This is a genomic window from Chryseobacterium sp. ZHDP1, assembly GCF_018603435.1.
GTDB classification, from domain to species: domain Bacteria; phylum Bacteroidota; class Bacteroidia; order Flavobacteriales; family Weeksellaceae; genus Chryseobacterium; species Chryseobacterium indicum.
In genome coordinates this window covers 4043224-4061860 of record NZ_CP075682.1, presented here as the reverse complement: position 1 = coordinate 4061860, position 18637 = coordinate 4043224, and the positions used below count along the sequence as shown (strand labels likewise).

Below are 18637 nucleotides of genomic sequence, written 5' to 3'. Positions count from 1 at the left end.
AACAAATAAATTTTATAATCTATTGTTTATCAATGTTTTTATTATTTTCCTGTTAATTCCTCTCTTCTTTTCTTAATAAAATCCGTCGGACGAATTCCGTTGATTTCGTAGAAAAGATCAGAAAAATTCTGTCTGGAAGCTATTCCGCATTCTTTTGCGAGAGTTTCTATGCTGTACTTCAGATATTTTTTATCTTCAAAAAGCAGATTGGTAATGTAATTGATTCTGAGTTCGCTTAAATATTTATTGAAATTTGCCTTTTTATATTCGTTAATCACCTGTGAGAGGTAGTTTGAATTAGTACCCAGTTGGGCGGCTAATTTGCCAATGGTTAAGCCTTTTTGTGTAAAACCTTTTTTATCTTCAAATGTTTTAAGCTTTTTCAGAAGTTCTTCAACTTTGTTCTCTGTAATCGTCAGCTTTTTTTCTTCAATCTGTGGAACAATTTCTTTTATTTCATCCGCCTCTTCTTTCTTATGGCTTGCCATAAATTTCTTTTCCACCATAATATATTTTTTCTGAATTTCATTAGATTTTTTATGCCTTCTGGTAAGCAGAATAACCAAACCGATTCCCCAGATAATCAAAACGATAATAATAACAGTTCCGAGATAATTTATTTTCTGAAGTTTATTTTTTTCTTCCAGTAAGGTATTGGTGTCATAATCTTTATGAATTTTCGGGGACAGATAAATGAAATCTTTGGACATGATGCTGTCTGCACGAAGTAACTGACTTGTATAATATAACTGAAGTTCCTGATTTTTCTCTTTTTTGGAATAATCGATCAGGAGTTCGTAATTTTCTCTCAGCTCCGGAAGAATAAACTGATGCTTCTGAAAAATAGAATCAATTTTTTTAAAATAAACAATAGATTGTCTGGTCTTTTTAAGCCCTGAAAAACTTTTTCCGATATAGAAATAGCTTACCGAAAGTCTTGCAAAATCGCGGCTTTCTTTAATAACGGGCAGTGATTGATTAAAATCTTTTAATGCTTCCTGAAATTGATTTTTTTTATATTCTGAAATTCCTTTAGCTAAAATAAAATAACCTTTCTCTAAAGCATATTCCGGATTATCCCCTACTTTAGAAAGACCAGTCTGTATTGCTTCATCAGCTTCTCGGTCTTTCCCGAGATTCCGATAACAGATAATAAGCTGATGAAGGCTGTTGAAATATCCCTTATTATTATTATTGTAAATTTCATTGGGATGAAGTTTTGTTATTTCTTTCGCTTTCTCCCTGTAATAAACCAGACATTTTGTAAAAAGCTGTGAAGCATCTTCATAGTAGCCGAGATAACTTTTTACAACCCCGATATGATAAAGATTCTGATACTTCAGATATTCATTTTTAGTACTTTTTGAATATTTGTATGCTTCCAGATATTCGTTTAGAGCGAGTTGAAATTTTTTATAATGATAATAATAAATAACGCCTTTATCAATATGGGAGACAATTTTAAGATCATCATCATTCGTTTTATCGGCGGCCCAGATCATGCTGTCCGCATATTTCAGTTTATTCTCGTTTAAGGAAGAAAAATAAACGGCATCTTTATAGCCCTGAACCAGCTTTTGGTAATTCTTCTCCTTTTTTGCCATATCAATATACGGCTTAATAAACGGAAATGCTTTTGTATCATTTTCGGGAAAGTCTTCATATTTCAGCCTAAGCTTATAATAATCGCTGTAACTTTCCTGAGATAATACTAAACTAAAAAACCCGAAAAAAAGAATAAAAAATAATTTTTTTTTCACCCTGTTAAATAATCCTGTGTGTTAAGTCCTCAAAAGTACACAAAATAGATCATTTTTTATCAAAGATTAATGAATTAAAACAGGGTATAGTATTATTTCTACTTTACAAATTTACAAATTGAAAATCAGACAATTAATAAATAAAAAGACAGCAATGGTATTGTCTTAATTTATGAATAATGACCACATTTGTTTTTTTATTTCACCATAAGGTTATAATTTCGAACCAGGAAATCAAAGAAAAATAAAATTAGTTAAGCCGTTTATAAATTTATTGAATAGAAAGGAAGCACTAAAAAAGCACAAAGATAAATTTTGAAAAGCTAATAAACATGATTCTATTCATAAATCTTACCACCTTCCTTAACAGGAGAAATTACTTTTTTGGAAGGCTGGTTTTTTTAAAATTTAATTTTTTTGAAAACTAATAACCATTTTTTTTTGAAAAGTACAATAACCGTGAAAAAATAAATTAGTCCTGTGTCCTACAGGTAAATTGGGAAGGAGGTTCTGAAATATGAACCTTTTTATTAGAGTTTTCAGTTTTAATCGAAAAGAGACTGTTCCTTACGGGCAGCCTCTTTTCTTTTTAAAACATTAAGGATTTACAAATCACTTCCAGCCTCCGCCTAAGCTCTTGTAAATATCAACAACTGTACTCAGCTGTTTTTGTTTAGCTTCCACCAGTTCCATTTTGGCATCCAGAGCGTCTCTTTGGTTCAGAAGAACTTCCAGATAATCTGCTCTTGAATTTTTAAATAGCTGATTGGCTATATCTATTGATTTTTCCAAAGCCTGTGTTTCTTCAGACTTCAGTTTGTAATACTGATCGATATTTTTTACTTTAGACATTAAATTGGCAACATCCAGATAAGCATTCAGGATGGTTTTATCATACTCATACAAAGCCTGAATCTGTCTTGCATCTGCCGTCTGAAAGTTGGCTTTAATAGCACTTTTATTAATAAGAGGTCCTGCCAGTTCACCCACTAAGCTTGCAGCCATAGATTCCGGCAATTTAACGAGATAAGAAGGTTTAAAGGCTTCCAGTCCTAATGTTGCAGAGATTTCCAGAGACGGATAAAACTCTTTTCTTGCCGCTTCCACATCCAGTTTTGAAGATTTTAATTCCAGTTCAGCCTGTTTGATATCGGGACGATTCGCCAGTAACTGGGACGGAATCCCCGTATAAACCGTCTGAGGAATCATCGCCATGAAGTCTCCTTTTGATCTTACAATTGGCTGCGGAAAACGTCCGCAAAGCGCATTGATTTCGTTTTCTTTCTCCGTGATTTCCTGACGGATGGTGAATTCCGAAGCTTTAGACTTTGCCAGCTCGGCTTCGAATTTTTTTACGGCAAGTTCAGTTGCTGCTGCAGCTTCTTTCTGAATTTTTGATATTTCCAGAGCTCTCTGCTGCAATTTTGTATACTGCTGAATAATATCCAGCTGGTTATCCAGCGCTAATAATTCATAATAATTATTGGCAACTTCCTCTATTAAGTTGGAAAGAACGAAGTTTTTACCTTCTACAGTAGAAAGATAATGGGCAACAGCAGATTCTTTCTCCGTTCTCAGTTTTTTCCAGATATCCACTTCCCAGTTTGCCATCAGTCCGCCCTCAAAATTTCCAAGCGGATCCGGCATTTCTTTTCCGGGTTCTATTTCTGTGGTGGCATCACCTGCTCCTTCGCTGGTGTAGCGTCCTGCTTTTTTCACACCTGCTCCTACTCCTGCAGAAACCGTAGGGGTTAATCGTCCTTTTTTAGCTAAAACACCACTTTTTGCAATCTCAATCTCCTGCAAAGTAATCATGAGCTCCTGATTATTTTTTAAGGCAGTTTCTATTAAAACTACTAAGTTGGGATCTGTAAAAAACTGTCTCCAAGGTGTTGTTCCGCTGTTATTATTGGCATCACCCTGATCCTGCTGATTAAAATTCTGAGGAATATTTTCTTTTACCTCATCTTTTACCACGGTCGCCATTGGCGCCTTACAGCCTGCTAAAACAAGCGATAAGGCGATGGCTGCTATATATCTTTTATTATAAATCTTCATGTTTGTCGTCGTGTTGGTACGGTTCTGTTTGTTCTGTCAAAGGATTTTCCTCTTCATATCTTGCCAGTCTCGATTTATCGGCAATTGTTCCAAAAATGTAGTACAATCCCGGTATAATCATCAATCCGAAAATAGTTCCGATCAGCATTCCACCCGCTGCCGCAGTACCAATGGTTCGGTTACCGATTGCTCCGGGTCCTGTTGCCACCACTAACGGAATCAGACCTGCGATGAATGCAAATGAGGTCATCAAAATCGGACGGAAACGAATTGCAGCTCCTTCAATCGCAGCCTGCGCTACAGGAATTCCTTCTTCTGCTTTTTTCTGAACGGCAAATTCCACAATCAGTACGGCATTTTTACCCAAAAGACCAATCAGCATGACCATGGCAACCTGAGCGTAAATATTGTTTTCCAGTCCTAATAATTTCAGACATAAGAAAGCTCCGAAAATACCCGTCGGTAAAGATAAAATTACCGGTAACGGAAGAATGAAACTTTCATACTGTGCGGAAAGAATAAGATATACGAATCCTAAACACACAAGGAAGATGAAAATTGCTTCGTTTCCACGGCTTACCTCATCTTTAGAGATCCCCGCCCAATCGATTCCAAAACCTCTCGGAAGTGTTTTATCCGCAACTTCCTGAATGGCTGCAATTGCCTGTCCAGAACTGTAACCCGGAGCAGGAGTACCACTCACCTCGGCAGAATTGTACATATTATGTCTGGTAATCTCAGAAAGACCATATACTTTTTCCAGATGCATAAAATCTGAATACGGAACCATCTGATCTTTATCATTCTTTACGTACAATTTCAAAATATCGCTAGGTAAGGCACGATATTGAGGTCCCGCCTGAACAATTACTTTATAAGGTCTGTCGAAACGGATGAAACTGGTTTCATAGTTGGAACCGATTAATGTGGATAAATTATCCATTGCATTTTCAATCGTCACTCCTTTTTGTTCGGCAAGATCATTATCCACTCTCAACATATACTGAGGGAAACTCGCGGAATAGAATGTAAACGCAGAACCCAGTTCAGGACGTTTTTTCAGTTCCCTTACGAAGTCGTTGCTTACCTTCTCCATTTTTTGATAATCTCCGCTTCCTGCTTTATCGAGCAGACGAAGTTCGAAACCACCTGCTGCACCGTATCCCGGAATGGAAGGCGGCTGGAAGAATTCTATATTCGCACCCGGAATATTTTTCGCTTTTTCCTCAAGCTTTTCTATAATTTCCGCCGCAGATTCTTTACGGTCTTCCCAGCTTTTAAGGTTAATAAGACAAGTACCGGAGTTGGAACCTGTACCTTCGGTAAGGATTTCGTAACCTGCCAATGAAGAAACAGACTGTACTCCGTCGATATCTTCAGATTCTTTCAATAATTCTCTGGCAATCTGGTTGGTTCTTTCCAGCGTAGAACCGGGAGGAGTCTGAATAATCGCATAAATCATCCCTTGATCTTCCGCAGGAATAAATCCTGAAGGCAATGAATTGCTTAAAAAGAATGTACATGCACAGAAGGCTAATAGTAAAGGTAAAGTAATTGTTTTTTTCTTCACTGTTTTGTTTAGCATTCCTTCATATTTGTTCGCTCCTTTTGTAAATAATCCGTTGAATTTATCAAGGAAAATAGTAATGGGAGTTCTTCTTTTAGCTTTTCCGTGGTTATTTTTTAAAATTAAAGCACATAAAGCCGGCGTTAATGTTAAAGCTACAACCCCTGAAAGGATGATTGCAGAAGCCATAGTAATGGAAAACTGACGGTAGAAAACCCCAACCGGGCCAGACATGAACGCTATCGGAATAAATACGGATGCCATTACCAGAGTAATTGCGATAATCGCTCCGCTGATCTCATGCATTGCTTCTTCAGTTGCTTTTAGCGGAGATAAATGCTTCTCCTCCATCTTGGCGTGAACCGCTTCAATTACTACAATCGCATCATCCACTACAACCCCGATCGCCATTACAAGCGCAAATAGCGAGATCATGTTTAAGGTAATTCCGAAGGCGGACATTACCGCAAAAGTACCCACCAAAGATACGGGAACCGCCAAAGCAGGAATTAAGGTGGAACGCCAGTCTCCCAGGAATAAGAATACAACGATTGCCACCAAAATAAAGGCTTCAAAAAGCGTATGAACTACTTTTTCAATAGAAGCATCAAGGAATTTTGATACGTCATAACTAATGTCGTAATGCATTCCTTTCGGGAAAGTGGTTTTCTGCAGTTCTTCCATCAAAGATTTTACGTTCTTGATAACGTCACTTGCATTGGAACCATATGATTGTTTTACTGTAATCGCTGCTGAAGGTTTACCATTCAATGTAGAATAAATATCATACATGGAAGAACCGAATTCGATATCTGCAACATCTTTCAGTCTAATAAACTCTCCATCCGGTTTTGCTTTAAGGATGATGTTTCCATAATCCTTTTCATTATTAAAACGTCCGGGATATTTTAAGATATATTCAAAAGACTGGGATCTTTTCCCTGAACTTTCCCCTGTTTTTCCCGGAGAAGCTTCTAAACTCTGCTTATTCAGAGACTCCATCACTTCATCTGCAGAAATACTGTATGCTGTTAATCTGTCGGGTTTCAGCCAGATACGCATTGCATATTCTCTGGTTCCGAGGATATCTGCAAAACCAACTCCGCTTACCCTTTTCAATTCAGACATTACATTGATATCTGCATAGTTGAAAAGGAATTTCTGGTCTGCTTTAGGATCGTCACTGTACAGGTTAATGTACATCAACATGTTCGGTTCTTCACGGGTAATTTTCACCCCTTCACGCACTACCAAAGGCGGAAGTTTATTTACTACCGAAGAAACACGGTTCTGTACGTTTACCGCTGCTACGTTCGGATCGGTTCCCAGATCGAATACCACCTGAATAGAAGCTTCCCCGTCGTTTCCGGCATCGGAAGTCATATATTTCATCCCCGGAACCCCGTTCAGACCTCTTTCCAGAGGAATAACAACAGATTTGATGAGCAATTCGTTGTTCGCTCCCGGATAATCCGCTGTAATATTTACTTTGGGCGGAGAAATGGACGGGAACTGGGTAACCGGTAATTTCAAAAGGGATAAAACTCCCATAAATACGATAATCAAAGAGATTACGATAGACAGAACAGGTCTGCGAATAAATTTCTTAAACATAATTACTTACTTCATTAGAGCGTATTACTCTGCTTTTAATTTTAATGACTGAAGAACTTTTTTCGGATCCTGAACTTTTGTCTGAACTTTTTGATCGTCTTTTACTTTCTGAACACCTTCCAATAAGATTTTATCTCCTGTTGAAAGTCCTGAAGCTACTACATACACATCAGGCAGTTCATAAGCGATTTTAATATTTTTGGACTTTGCCACTCCGTTCTTATCCACTACGAATACATATTTCTGATCCTGAATTTCGTAAGTGGCTTTCTGAGGAATGATCAAAGCATTTTTCAATGGTAAAGTCATTCTTACCTTTCCGGTTTCTCCGTTTCTCAGAAGTTTATCCGGATTCGGGAATTTTGCTCTGAAGGCGATGTTTCCTGTTTCACTGTCAAATTCTCCTTCAATGGTCTGAACCTGTCCTTTCTGTGTAAAAATATCTCCGTTTGCCATTACCAGATCCACCATATTACTTCCTCTTGAAGCTACATTTCTCTGATAGTTAAGATATTCCGGCTCCGAAACGTTGAAATAGGTATAAATATCATTGTTATCGGAAAGAGAGGTTAATAAATCTCCTTCATCTACCAGACTTCCCAGTTTCAAAGGAATTCTGTCGATAATTCCCGAAAAAGGAGCTTTAATGTCTGTAAATGACAAGTGTATCTGTGCCAATTTAGCTTCTGCATTGGCTGCATCCAGCTTTGCTTTAGCCATCGCTCTTTCGTTTTTGGAAACGATATTGTTGCTGGCTAATGTACTTGCATTTTTCAGCTCAATCGTAGCCTGAGCAACTTCTGCCTGAGCTTTCAGTAGTTCTGCCTGATATAATTTCGGCATAATTCTGAATAAGGTCTGTCCCTGATGAACAAACTGTCCTTCATCCACAAAGATTTTCTCAAGGAAACCTTTTTCCTGTGCACGAACTTCAATGTTCTTTACAGATCTGATCTGCGCCACGTATTCTTTGTCGATCACGGTGTCCATCACAATGGGTGAGGTTACCGGATAAACTGCGGCTTCTTCTTTTTCTTCTTTTTTCTTGTTACAACCTGTGAACAATAAAATACTGCTTAGCGCAATGCCTGCGACAACTCTTTTAATCATAATTCTAGAGTTTATGTAAATCGTTAATGTTTTAAATATGAAAATGGCAATTGGAAAAATTAACGGTATAATTTATTGCCGGAAATTATAACGTCGGATTTCCCGACGGATAGCAAACCGACAGGAAATAAGTGGGAAAAGGGGATTTTAAATTCTGATAGAACGAATCAGAATGAATTTTTTAACAGAAGAGTATTCTGATAGACAGCCATGAACAGCTGATTTTAATTTTTTAAAACTTTTTAAACCAAAAATATAGATCAGCGTGAAGATGCTGGCGAAAACAACCATTGTCTGAAAGGTATCGGACAACTGAAAATCATCTTCTGTAAGCTCCAGTGAATATGCATTGCCTATATCATCCGGATTCTGCTGAATAGAAAGCTTTTCGTAGGTCTGATTTAAACGGTTTGCTTTTTTGGGTAAATTCTGAGAGGTATGACTTGTATAATCGTTTCGCAGAGTTTTGACATTGATCTTGCTTTCTACTACAAACAGCAGAAAAAGAGTTGTCAAAAAATAAACGATATAGTTTCTCATAATTTCAAGGCACAAATGTAGACTTTAGTTCTGTTATGTTTCAAGACATTGGAGTGAGAAATTGTTTATATTAACAATATTTAACACTCCTTTAAATTCGCTGAAACAGCTTAAATTAAAAGAAATGAGCCTGTTTTTAGGTTGATAAATTAAATGATTTTCAAATACTTAAAACAGAGAACATATTTATTCCCCGAACATAAAAAGCAAAGAGCAGCCATGTAAAAGCAGTGAAAAGGTAAATACAAAGTTAATTTTTCACAAAACCCCCATTCTTTTAATTAAAAATAAAAATTTTAACAAATTTTATTAAATCATATGCAATAATAAAATATTATTTATTATTTTTACTATAAACAAAACATGAAAACTTTCTACCATTATTATTAACAACTCAGATTAATATAATAAACATGAAAACAAAATTCCCACTATAAATTTCTCTGTTTTATTTTTGATTTTTCCTGACCAAGTTGGAATTGAATCAACAAAGATTTTAATCTGCAAGTGTAGGAAATGTTATAAATCGATTATATAAAAACTCCATAAGATTCTAAAAACACATCATTGAGAAGAGACGTTCCCGGAATGTCTCTTTTTGTTTATGCCACTATTCTGTTTACAGTTTTTCACAGAATTTTACCGTATTTTATTTAACATAAAATATTTTTATAATGATAAAAAGACATATAATTTAAGTGAATTTATACAAAATTAACATATTATTAGCATAAAAAATTGTAATTTTAGACATTACTATCATTCAATTTTTAGTAACTCACTTAAAAATCACTTATATTATGAAAAAATTATTGCGGACTATTACTTTTACAGCCTTACCGCTCTTTCTTGTAACAGCATGTAAAAATCAGATCAAAGAAGAAGTTGCAGAGCAGCCTGAAAATGCTACAGCCACGAAGCAGGAGCCAGACAAAATAACCAAAGAGGTTTATACTGATGAATCCGGAGAACAGCTTGAGGTAACCTTTAATGAAACCCAGCATACTGTAACGGTACATTTAAACGGAAAATCTTATAATCTTAAAAAAAGTGATGAACTGCCAGAGTTTACAGCAGGTGATGCAGATTATCAGTATTCAAACGTTCGTGGTGAAGTAACTTTTCTGAACAAAGATTATAACATGGTACTTTTCCATTGCAAGAAAAATAAATCATCTTCTTCCAATACTAAAATGGCTTCTTACTAATCACAAAATCTTAAAATTATGAAAAAAATAATCGCTTACATTTGTTCGGTAATCATGTTTGCTATTCTTGCTTCCTGTATGAATAAACCATCTTCAGATGTTTCACCCGAAAAAAGCTCAGATATTACCGGAAAGACATGGGAGTTAACAGAGATTTACGGTAAACCTATTCAGCTTAAAAATCCCAAAGCAGTACCTCATTTTATGCTGAATACTTCCAATATGAGGTATGAAGGACATGGAGGATGCAACGGAGTGGGCGGAACTTTTGAAATAAAGCCTGAAATCATGCGTATCAAATTCAATCAGGGAATGTCTACCATGATTGCATGTGATGATCTTGAAACCGAACGTGCTTTTGTACAAGCTCTTCTGGCAGCAGATAATTATTCTGTAAACGGAAATACTTTAACGCTCAACAAAGCCAGAATGGCTCCATTAGCAAAATTTATCTTAAAATAAATTGTAAATAATCCCAATATGAAAACACTTCTGTATAACAGGAGTATTTTTTTCTTTGAGATTACTTTTTTTTATAAATAAGACAGCAGATAAGCAATGTAATATTTACAGCCACAGAAAAGGCATTGGTGAGAATGATGGGAAGTTCATCCTTCAAAACTCCATACCACGTCCAAAGCGAAACTCCTACAATAAGCACTCCAAGCATTCCCCATGAGAGATCATCTGCATTTTTTTCTTTTATTACCTTAATTAACTGAGGAATCATCGAACCTGAAGTAAGAAGACCGGCAATTATTCCTAAAAGATTTTCATTCATAGATGATATTTATTTTGATAAAGCAAAAATTATGGCAATTTTACAGTCTTTTCTATTTTTCCATATATAGAATTCTGCTGAATGAATTTATTAAGAATAATCGTTACTTCTATTGAGTAATAATCAGAGTAACTTGGAAGTTGAATTTGTATGTATTTCTTTTAATATTAGTTTTCAAATCGCTCCAGAGAAATCTCTTTATCCAGAGGAATATCTTTTTCAATAAAATCAAATAGACTTTTGGAAAAGTAACAGCCATTTAAAATACCTCGTGCTCCCAAACCATTGAATACGTATAAATTATGATAATCCGAGTGTCTTCCGATAATTGGTCTTCTGTCCTTTACAGTCGGCCTGAATCCGAAATTTACCTCTCTAATTTCAAAAGGATGAGGATAAAATTCCGTCAGACCTTTTTTAAGCTGCTCAACTGCAGAATCATCAATTTCATGGTGCAACTGTTCTCTGTCGTACGTTCCACCATAAAAATACAACTGCTCATTTAAAGGAAAAAGAAAATGTTTTTTCTTGATAGTAATATTTTCGGGAATTTTTTCTGAAAGCTCTACTTTAATATGGTGGCCTTTATTGGGATTTACAGGAATTTCGGAAAAAAAGGGATTATGCTTTACTCCCATTCCTTCGCAAAATAAAATATTCTTAAAAGTAAAATCATGATAAGTGGATCTTTCTATATCCACATCTGAATAAATAAATTTATCAGCAATTAATTTTTCATTTTTTTCTAAAAACCTAAATAAACCTGTAAAAAAACCGTTAACATTGAGTCTCGCAGACTGATTCACCTTTCCTGAAAGAAAATCGTTTTTTACCACCTTTAAATGATCGAAATTTTTATCTAAAAAATATAAAAGGTCATCATTTCCCGACTTCTTTAGCCAAAGTGACTGTTCATTTTCGTCATGAAAGATCCGATGAATCGGAGCATCGATCAGATAATTTTCTTCGGTATAATTTTCAATTTCTTTTAAAGTACTTTTAAGAAAATCGATTTGTTCCTGTGCTTTCCAAAAAGTCGTAAATTTTTTAAGCACAACAGGATTTATAATTCCTGCAGAAACTTGCGAAGCACTCTTCTGTCCTTCCGAAAACAAGACGAAAGTCTTATTGTTTCTGATTAGCTGATGTGCAAAAAAAAGCCCTGCATATCCGTCTCCCACGATAATATAATCTACATTCTTCATAATAAAAAAACCTGAGTAAAAATACTCAGGTTTTCTATAATTATCAAGTGAAATCTTAGTAATTCCACATATCATTTTCCATTTGAAGGATCTGCGCCTTAATTCTGTCGCTTTCTTCAATCTGATCTTCAGCATCTCTAGGAATATAGTCTTTAATAACTCCATCACCTAATCCCGCTGATGATTTATAAATAACAGAAGAGAATCTTCTTGCGTTGATTAAATCATCAAAAGATAAATCTGCTGATGAATTTTTTCTGTTATAAACATAATTGTTAGCTAAAATATCTCTCGCGCTAGGATAATAAATCCAGAAAAGATCAATAAGCTCATCTGCTCCAGCTAAAGGCTGTCCATCTGGTCCTGTTCTACCTTGTACAGCAGGGTCTGGTCCCATAGCAGCAAGACCAAGTGGTCTATATTTCAACTGCCCATCTCTTTTATCGATAAACCACATACCCATTACTTTTAAAACTTTAACTTTATCAGTTGTCGTTTTAAAAACGTCGGTATATTCTTTTTTCTCTTGCTCTGTTAACTGTCTCCCTGAGTTTAAGATATCAATCGCTGCATCAGCAATTCTTACACTTTCTAATCTTTTTTGGATACCCTCAGGACTCAATTTAGTTACGAAGTTCTCATCATCATAGACTTCAGCAATTTTACCACTTGTAGCAGCATCTAACAATAATTGATATAAAGATCTCGTTTGGCTAGATGTAAGACCATCTGGATTATCATAATAGAATGGCTGATTAATTTTATCATTCATATCAATGATTTCCCAAACAAACATACTTTTAAGAATGTCTTTATCATCAACAAATCCATATTCCAAAGGTTTTACTTTTTTGTCAACAATACTATCACCAATTTTTTGTTTGTTTTCAGCTCTCATTTGTCTAAACTCCTCTGGAGAAGAAGCGTTCAGGATGGTTTGGGAGAATGCAAACCCAGAAACCAATACTAAAAGACTGCTAATATATTTTTTCATAATATTTTTTTATCTTATTAAAATTACTGAACGTTGATTACAACTGGTGAGATATTTTTCAACGTTTGATTTCCTAAACCTGTAGCAGTAGCTTTAATGTCGAAGACATATACTACATCTCCAGCTCTTAGATTCTTAACTAATCCTGCAGCTTCATCAAGACTGCTTCCTTTGATTAATAATGCAGCTCTACCCGGAACTTTTACCATAAATTGATTAACAGTGAATGAAACTGGGAAATCAAAATCAGGAATAGCTGCCTGTACAGTCTGATTTGGTATAGAAGTAGCAGGAACATTCAATACTGTCTGACCTCTCATTTGTCCTTGAGGAGCAGGAACATTCTTAATTCTATATTCAAATACCTGAGAAACAGTTTTACCCGATGGATCTGTACCAGACAAAGTAAGTTTAAGAGTATTTCCAGTAGAAGGAATTACATTCCATTTACCAGGACCTGCACTTTTAACAACTGCACCTGGAGCAGATAGGGACAATTTAGAATTATCAGCTCCCAAAATTGATCCAGAAAGTGGATTCTCTAAACCTCTATACACTACATTCATCTTATCTGGTGATAATAATAAACCTTTTTGAAGCTTAACTTCCTCTGGTCCAGCAATTACATTATAAGTATGAGTGAAAGGGTAGTTTTGAGCTTTTCCTGTCGCATCCGTTAATGTAATATTTCCACTGAACGTTTTCTGTCCGATTCCGCTTGTATTAAGATTTGCATATCCTTTTCCGTTTTCCTGTCTGCTTACTCCGGAAATACTGATCTTATTACTGTTTGAATAGTTTCCTAACATTACAACAGCTTCAGCCGGCTTTCCTGCAACTACATCTACAGGAGCAGAAACAATAGCTTCATAACTTGTAAATTTGATACTTGCATCCACTTTTTCCTGCAGCATTAAAGCCAGCGCATCAGACTGAACGTTTCTTGCATCATTCTGAATAATTTCCAAGTTAGAAATTGCAGCGATTAATGGCTGGTGATAAAACTTGTTTTGGAACCAAGTTTTGTCATTCGGAGATTTTCCTTTTGGATATTCAGCAATTAAAGATTTATTAGCTCTTTCAACTAAGTCTTTCAATTGCGGGTTATTTCCAAAAGTAGCATTAATGTAATTTCTTACATCATCTATTTTCGCTTTTAATTCCAACGCACCTTTTGATGGTGTATTTTCATCTCCTTCCTTAAAGAAATATTCAGTTGTAGCTTCATTATTGTTAAGTGCTGCAAAGTTTTCACTTACGTCAACATCTTTTCCTAATGCATCTTTATCATGAAACTCTGATTTCTTCTTAAGAACATCTTTAATTTCCTGAGCAGATTTTACCAAAACATTGATCTTATCTCTAAGAACCTGATACTGAGCCCATGGTTGCGCATAAGTATCCGGAACCTGCTGAGCTTTCGCCTCAAGAGTTTTTTCAAAAATCTTTTCGTTCTTTCTTTCAGTTAAAGTTCTTGTTTCATTAAGAGCTTTAGTAGAGTCATAATATGACCTGATGATTTCCGCATCAATATTTAGGGCCATCATAGCGATGAACACCAAATACATCAGGTTGATCATCTTCTGACGAGGTGTCTGTTTTCCTGCTGCCATTCTCTTTTCTTTGTTTTTTGATTAAGTAGTTAAATTAAAAATGGTTTGGGAAATTAAGATTTCATAGCAGTTAGCATACCACCATAAACTCTGTTTAAATTGTTTAAGTTTGAAGTTAAACCTTGTAGTTCTTGATTGAATTTTTCTGATTGTTCAGCAGATTTCTGCATATCTGCAACATATTTATTAGCAAATTCAGATTGCTTTTTAGTGCTTTCCATCTGCATTGCATATAAAGCGTTCATGCTTTCCATATGCTGAGCTGCTTTATTTAACTGCTCATTATATTTATGTGTAGAAGCAGAAACATCAACAGTCTGATTGATCTGATCTACTGAGCTTGAGAATTTATCGATTCCTGTTCTCAGTCTTTCAAATAACTGAACATCAAGTTTAGCGTCTTCAAGCATTTTGTCTAATTTGGTTGAAAGAGAATTTTCTAATTCAGCAAATTGAGCAGAATTGCTTTTAGATACATTTGAGTGTAAAGGATTTGGGTTCGCATGCTTATCTAATAATTCAGGATAAACATTTTCCCACGCATAAGACTCCTCAGATTTTGGCGGGTCGAAAGCGAAAATGATGAAGATGATAGCTTCCGTAATAAGTCCCACTGTAAGCGCCATGTTTCCGTTAATTGGTCCCAAAGTAATGTGAGTAATTTTAAGCCAAGCTCCAAGAATTACAATTGCAGCACCGAATGAATAGAAGAAATTCATCCAAGCATCTTTAGTCTTAAACATATAAGTTAGTTTTTTTTAATGTTAAATAAAATTTATTGAAAATAGTGGTAATTGAATTATCTGTTAACTTTTCTTGGTTTAACAGCAGCCTCAGGAATATCCTGTACAGTTCTGAATCCAATATAGCTTCTTGCAGAGTCTTTTCTTTCCCAGTCTCTTGCGCCATTCATAAGCATATATCCTACATCTTTCCAAGATCCTCCTCTGATAGATTTCTTAGTATCTGCCAAATCTTTCGTAGAAGGATTTAAAGTAGATGAGAATCCGTATGAAGAGTTGTTATAATCAGATGATGTCCATTCAGAAACGTTTCCAGCCATATCAAATAACCCAAATCCATTCTTCTTAAATTTCTTAACTGGAGCTGTATATGTATAAGTACCTTTTTTGTCGTCTTCCATATAGTTACCTCTCTTAGGCTTGAAGTTTGCCAGATAGCAACCTCTGTCGTCCATTAAGTAAGGACCTCCCCAAGGATAAGTAGCATTTTGCATTCCCCCTCTTGCAGCATATTCCCACTCGATTTCTGTAGGCAGTCTGAACTGCAATGGTCTTTGTTTTCTTCTTTTTAAGCTTTCGTTGTAATCTGACTTCAATTTAGATCTGAAGTTACAGTATGCTCTTGCCTGATCCCATGTTACTCCAACTACAGGGTAATCTTTGTAAGCTTTGTGCCAGAAATACTGCTCAAATAATGGCTCGTTATATGCAAAGTGGAAATCTTTTACCCAAACTGTAGTATCCGGATAGATTGCAATACTTTCACTTCTAAGGTAGTTTACTCCTCTTTCTTTTTCAGCCATTGCAACATCCATATCTCCCCATCTGTAAGTATATTTCAGTTTACTCACGTCAAGGATTCTTTCATTACCGATTCTTGAAGAAGCTGGTAAATACATCGATTCTAAAACTTCCGCATATTCTACATCCGGATATTTAGATGTACTCCAGTGCAAAGGAACTTTCCAGTCGATTTTTTTCGTTGGATCGTAGTTTCCTTCGTTTCCACCGCCTTGTCCTTCTAAATATTCCTGATATGGTGTTAAATTCTCTTCTTTCTGAGCAAGGTATGCATAATCTCCGATGCTTGTTCCTTTACCTTTACCTTCACCACCTTCTCCGGCAGCTTCAGCAAGTAAAGTTCTTGCGATAGAATCTCTTACATAATTGATAAATACCCTGTATTCCGCATTAGTAGTTTCTGCTTCATCCATGAAGAAAGAAGAAACAGTAACAGTTTTTGCCGGAGCCTTTTCAGGACTGTTTGTGAAATCCTGATCAGTTAATCCTGCAACAAATGATCCTGCAGGAATAGCTACCATTCCGTAAGGTCTTTCTGCAACAAATGATTTTGTTTTTTCTCTAGGTATCAATTCTCCTTTTGTTCCCGGTTTACCCACTGAAGAGGCTCCCCCACCTGAACAAGATACCGATGCTACCGACGCAGACAATAATAAAAGAAATATCCTTTTCATGTTAATTTTTATAATTAAGCCGTAAATATATAATTTTTTTAAGAAACTTTTAAGATTTTTTTTGAAATAACGGAAGAAATCTAAATTTATTTTATTTACAAGTAATTTTTATTCTACCGTTACAGATTTCGCAAGGTTTCTAGGCTGGTCTACATTAGCTCCACGATACACTGCAATATAGTACGCCAACATCTGTAAAGGCACTGATGCAACGATTGGAGAGAAACATTCGGAGGTTTCCGGAATCTCTATAACGTAATCTGCCATAGCACTTACCTGCGTATCTCCTTTATTTACAACAGCAATAACTTTTCCTTTTCTTGCTTTAATTTCCTGAACGTTGCTTACAATTTTATCATAATGTCCTTTTTTAGGAGCAATGATAACAATCGGCATATTTTCATCAATTAAAGCGATAGGACCATGCTTCATTTCTGCAGCAGGGTATCCTTCAGCATGAATATAAGAGATTTCTTTTAATTTTAATGCACCTTCGAGTGCAGCAGGATAATTGTATCCTCTTCCTAGATATAAGAAATTGGTTGCACTTACAAAATCCTTAGCGATATTTTGTACCAATTCATGGGTAGTTGCTAAAACATCTTCTATTTTTCTAGGAATTGCATCCAGTTCTGCAATTAAGCTCATAAACTCAGCATTCCCTAAATTACCATTATGCTTTCCTAATTTGAATGCTATTAAGGTAAGAATTGTTAACTGTGCAGTAAACGCTTTTGTGGAAGCCACTCCAATTTCAGGTCCCGCGTGTGTGTAAGAGCCTGCATCTGTGATCCTTGCAATGGATGAATCCACCACATTACAGATTCCATAAATGAAAGCACCTTTTTCTTTAGCTAGTTTTAATGCAGCCATGGTATCTGCAGTTTCTCCGGACTGAGAAATTGCAATGACTACATCTTTATCTGTAATGATAGGATTTCTATATCTGAATTCCGAAGCATATTCTACTTCAACAGGAATTCTTGCATATTCTTCAATTAAATATTCACCGATTAATCCTGCATGCCAAGAAGTTCCGCAAGCAATAATGATGATTCTGTTTGCATTTTTAAACTTTTCGATATAGTCCCAAATCCCCGCCATTTTGATAACACCTTCATCTACCAAAAGTCTTCCTCTCATCGTATCATGAACGGATTTAGGCTGTTCGAAAATTTCTTTTAGCATAAAATGTTCGTACCCTCCTTTTTCGATCTGCTCTAAGCTTAGTTTAAGCTCCTGAATTTCCGGCTCAATTTTAGAATTCTCACTGATGGTTCTGATATCTACTCCATTTTCAAGAGAAATTGTCGCCATATGTCCTTCTTCCAGATAAATTGCCTCTTTTGTAAATTCTACAAACGGAGATGCGTCTGAAGCGATAAAATACTCTTTATCTCCAATTCCTATTGCCAAAGGAGATCCTAATCTTCCTACAACCAATACTCCCGGAAAATCTTCATGCATCACTGTAATAGCGTATGCCCCATAAACTTCATTAAGAGCATATCTTACAGCAGTAGGAAAATCCATTTCAACATTCAGATCCATGAAATACTGAACAAGATTTACTAAAACCTCAGTATCTGTTTCAGATTTGAATGTAAATCCTTTTTCAGTAAGCATTGTTTTAATTGTATCATAATTTTCGATGATACCGTTGTGAACAAGTGCTATTTTTCCACTATTGGATAAATGTGGGTGAGAATTTCTATCACTAGGTACACCGTGGGTAGCCCAACGGGTATGTCCCATACCGATTTTTGCAACTCCTTTTAACTGACTGGAAATATTTACCAAATCATCAACTTTACCTTTAGTTTTTTCAACCTCAAGTTTGTTTTCTGCGTTTTCCAGAACAATTCCGGCACTGTCGTACCCTCTGTATTCTAATCTTCTAAGACCATTAATTACAATATCGTAAGCGTCTTGAAAACCTGTATATCCAACGATTCCGCACATATTTTAT

At 35.6% G+C, this 18637-nt stretch carries 14 protein-coding genes; 2 read left to right on the top strand and 12 right to left on the bottom strand.

What is annotated here, in order from left to right:
- Positions 1-41: 41 nt before the first annotated feature.
- The 5 genes from KKI44_RS18815 to KKI44_RS18795 form a co-directional block, all read right to left on the bottom strand.
- Positions 42-1760: a helix-turn-helix domain-containing protein gene (locus KKI44_RS18815; protein WP_214588706.1), complete on the bottom strand. Its 1719-nt coding sequence runs from the start codon at positions 1758-1760 to the stop codon at positions 42-44.
- Positions 1761-2372: 612 nt separating this feature from the next.
- Positions 2373-3818: a TolC family protein gene (locus KKI44_RS18810; protein ID WP_214588705.1), complete on the bottom strand. Its 1446-nt coding sequence runs from the start codon at positions 3816-3818 to the stop codon at positions 2373-2375.
- Positions 3805-6999 carry an efflux RND transporter permease subunit gene (locus KKI44_RS18805; protein WP_214588704.1) on the bottom strand — a complete coding sequence of 1065 codons (3195 nt, stop codon included), beginning with the start codon at positions 6997-6999 and terminating at the stop codon, positions 3805-3807. Before KKI44_RS18805 ends, KKI44_RS18810 begins: the two co-directional genes overlap by 14 nt.
- A gap of 24 nt (positions 7000-7023) precedes the next feature.
- Positions 7024-8109: an efflux RND transporter periplasmic adaptor subunit gene (locus tag KKI44_RS18800; RefSeq protein ID WP_214588703.1), complete on the bottom strand. Its 1086-nt coding sequence runs from the start codon at positions 8107-8109 to the stop codon at positions 7024-7026.
- Positions 8110-8256: 147 nt separating this feature from the next.
- Complete coding sequence (locus KKI44_RS18795; protein WP_214588702.1) at positions 8257-8649, bottom strand: hypothetical protein; 393 nt, start codon at positions 8647-8649, stop codon at positions 8257-8259.
- Between the two features lie 800 nt (positions 8650-9449).
- On the opposite strand from KKI44_RS18795, the gene KKI44_RS18790 reads away from it, so the two are divergent.
- Positions 9450-9857: a hypothetical protein gene (locus tag KKI44_RS18790; RefSeq protein WP_214588701.1), complete on the top strand. Its 408-nt coding sequence runs from the start codon at positions 9450-9452 to the stop codon at positions 9855-9857.
- Positions 9858-9875: 18 nt separating this feature from the next.
- Complete coding sequence (locus KKI44_RS18785; RefSeq protein ID WP_214588700.1) at positions 9876-10319, top strand: META domain-containing protein; 444 nt, start codon at positions 9876-9878, stop codon at positions 10317-10319.
- Positions 10320-10380: 61 nt separating this feature from the next.
- On the opposite strand, the gene KKI44_RS18780 is transcribed toward KKI44_RS18785, so the two are convergent.
- The 7 genes from KKI44_RS18780 to glmS all read right to left on the bottom strand — a co-directional run bounded on the left by KKI44_RS18780 (position 10381) and on the right by glmS (position 18630).
- Positions 10381-10638: a SemiSWEET transporter gene (locus tag KKI44_RS18780; protein ID WP_214588699.1), complete on the bottom strand. Its 258-nt coding sequence runs from the start codon at positions 10636-10638 to the stop codon at positions 10381-10383.
- Between the two features lie 167 nt (positions 10639-10805).
- A complete protein-coding gene (locus KKI44_RS18775; RefSeq protein ID WP_214588698.1) occupies positions 10806-11843 on the bottom strand; it encodes an NAD(P)/FAD-dependent oxidoreductase in 1038 nt (345 codons plus the stop codon).
- A 55-nt stretch (positions 11844-11898) separates the two neighbouring features.
- On the bottom strand, positions 11899-12837 hold the full coding sequence (gene gldN / locus KKI44_RS18770; protein ID WP_214588697.1) for a gliding motility protein GldN: 939 nt from the start codon (positions 12835-12837) through the stop codon (positions 11899-11901).
- A gap of 23 nt (positions 12838-12860) precedes the next feature.
- Positions 12861-14450 carry a GldM family protein gene (locus KKI44_RS18765; RefSeq protein WP_214588696.1) on the bottom strand — a complete coding sequence of 530 codons (1590 nt, stop codon included), beginning with the start codon at positions 14448-14450 and terminating at the stop codon, positions 12861-12863.
- Between the two features lie 53 nt (positions 14451-14503).
- The gene (gene gldL / locus KKI44_RS18760) at positions 14504-15193 is read right to left on the bottom strand and encodes a gliding motility protein GldL (protein ID WP_214588695.1); all 690 of its coding nucleotides are present in this window, start codon (positions 15191-15193) and stop codon (positions 14504-14506) included.
- A 56-nt stretch (positions 15194-15249) separates the two neighbouring features.
- Positions 15250-16668, bottom strand: a complete 1419-nt coding sequence (gene gldK / locus KKI44_RS18755) for a gliding motility lipoprotein GldK (RefSeq protein WP_076392676.1) — start codon at positions 16666-16668, stop codon at positions 15250-15252.
- 108 nt (positions 16669-16776) lie between these two features.
- Positions 16777-18630 carry a glutamine--fructose-6-phosphate transaminase (isomerizing) gene (gene glmS, locus KKI44_RS18750; RefSeq protein WP_214588694.1) on the bottom strand — a complete coding sequence of 618 codons (1854 nt, stop codon included), beginning with the start codon at positions 18628-18630 and terminating at the stop codon, positions 16777-16779.
- Positions 18631-18637 lie beyond the last annotated feature (7 nt).

What these genes read in the sequence shown, in the direction of transcription:
- gldN (WP_214588697.1), bottom strand. Translation starts at nt 12,837, where the DNA reads ATGAAAAAATATATTAGCAGTCTTTTAGTATTGGTTTCTGGGTTTGCA.
- KKI44_RS18785 (WP_214588700.1), top strand. Translation starts at nt 9,876, where the DNA reads ATGAAAAAAATAATCGCTTACATTTGTTCGGTAATCATGTTTGCTATT.
- KKI44_RS18765 (WP_214588696.1), bottom strand. Translation starts at nt 14,450, where the DNA reads ATGGCAGCAGGAAAACAGACACCTCGTCAGAAGATGATCAACCTGATG.
- KKI44_RS18805 (WP_214588704.1), bottom strand. Translation starts at nt 6,999, where the DNA reads ATGTTTAAGAAATTTATTCGCAGACCTGTTCTGTCTATCGTAATCTCT.
- gldK (WP_076392676.1), bottom strand. Translation starts at nt 16,668, where the DNA reads ATGAAAAGGATATTTCTTTTATTATTGTCTGCGTCGGTAGCATCGGTA.
- KKI44_RS18775 (WP_214588698.1), bottom strand. Translation starts at nt 11,843, where the DNA reads ATGAAGAATGTAGATTATATTATCGTGGGAGACGGATATGCAGGGCTT.
- gldL (WP_214588695.1), bottom strand. Translation starts at nt 15,193, where the DNA reads ATGTTTAAGACTAAAGATGCTTGGATGAATTTCTTCTATTCATTCGGT.
- KKI44_RS18810 (WP_214588705.1), bottom strand. Translation starts at nt 3,818, where the DNA reads ATGAAGATTTATAATAAAAGATATATAGCAGCCATCGCCTTATCGCTT.
- KKI44_RS18795 (WP_214588702.1), bottom strand. Translation starts at nt 8,649, where the DNA reads ATGAGAAACTATATCGTTTATTTTTTGACAACTCTTTTTCTGCTGTTT.
- KKI44_RS18780 (WP_214588699.1), bottom strand. Translation starts at nt 10,638, where the DNA reads ATGAATGAAAATCTTTTAGGAATAATTGCCGGTCTTCTTACTTCAGGT.
- KKI44_RS18790 (WP_214588701.1), top strand. Translation starts at nt 9,450, where the DNA reads ATGAAAAAATTATTGCGGACTATTACTTTTACAGCCTTACCGCTCTTT.
- glmS (WP_214588694.1), bottom strand. Translation starts at nt 18,630, where the DNA reads ATGTGCGGAATCGTTGGATATACAGGTTTTCAAGACGCTTACGATATT.
- KKI44_RS18800 (WP_214588703.1), bottom strand. Translation starts at nt 8,109, where the DNA reads ATGATTAAAAGAGTTGTCGCAGGCATTGCGCTAAGCAGTATTTTATTG.